Below are 654 nucleotides of genomic sequence, written 5' to 3' on the forward strand. Positions count from 1 at the left end.
CCTAGAGGCCGTAAATAGAGTATTAAGTTAATTTGTAAGCACATGCTGCCTCTGTTTAATCCAAATCTAGAGTAGTTCGGATTAAACAGAGGCAGTATTGATTTCATTTTCATTCCTTCAAATAAAGAATTACGATATAATAAGTATAAATCATCATTAGATAAGGGATGTAAAAATATGGATATGGTTATTGTTTCATCAATTGGCGCCATTGGCATGGCTATATTCGTCATGTTTCTCCGCATGAAGGCAGCAAAAAAACCAGCATCAGCCAAAAAAATAGTATTACCGCCTATTTTCATGAGTACTGGTGCCTTCATGTTTATTTTTCCGTATTTTAGAGTAACGCCCCTTGAAATCTTGGAAGCTACTTTAGTAGGTATGATATTTTCCCTACTACTGATCAAAACCTCTAAATTTGAAATTAGGGAAAATCAAATATATTTAAAGCGGTCAAAAGCATTTGCCTTTATCTTAATTGGTTTACTCATACTAAGAATAGCTGGTAAATTGGTTTTGAGTTCTTCCATTGATCTCGGGGAGCTTAGCGGTATGTTTTGGATACTAGCGTTTGGGATGATTGTTCCATGGAGAGTTGCTATGTATATGAACTATCGTAAATTGCAGCGTGAATTAAGTTTATCGCAGATTAAC

The 654-nt window shown here is 34.9% G+C and carries 1 protein-coding gene; it reads left to right on the forward strand.

Annotated features, from left to right (window positions below):
- Positions 1-177 precede the first annotated feature (177 nt).
- The coding region (locus V7149_RS00595) for a CcdC family protein (protein ID WP_335343746.1) at positions 178-654 on the forward strand (477 nt) is incomplete at its 3' end.

Source organism: Bacillus sp. JJ1503 (assembly GCF_036965125.1).
GTDB lineage: Bacteria > Bacillota > Bacilli > Bacillales > Cytobacillaceae > Cytobacillus.